The organism is Falsiroseomonas sp. RANM36 (genome assembly GCF_056682175.1).
Map to the genome: position 1 here is coordinate 1 of NZ_JBWXTD010000075.1, position 255 is coordinate 255.

Below are 255 nucleotides of genomic sequence, written 5' to 3' on the forward strand. Positions count from 1 at the left end.
CCTTCAACGAGGACGGCAGCTACAGCTACGCCCCGCCGGCCGACTTCAACGGCACCGTCAGCTTCCAGTTCAAGGCCAATGACGGCACCGCCGACAGCAACACCGGCACCGTCGAGATCGACGTCACACCGGTCAACGACGCGCCGACCGTCTCGGACGACACGCGGACGGTCGCCGAGGACGGCAGCCTGAACGGCTCCGTCGCGGGCCTGGCGGAGGACGTGGACGGCGACACGCTGACCTTCGCGCTGGTGG

1 protein-coding gene is annotated in these 255 nt (G+C 69.0%); it reads left to right on the plus strand.

Annotated elements, in window-relative coordinates; genetic code table 11:
• Positions 1 to 255: Ig-like domain-containing protein (locus AC1MIR_RS27905; RefSeq protein ID WP_480031422.1), on the plus strand; the 255-nt coding region annotated here is incomplete at both ends.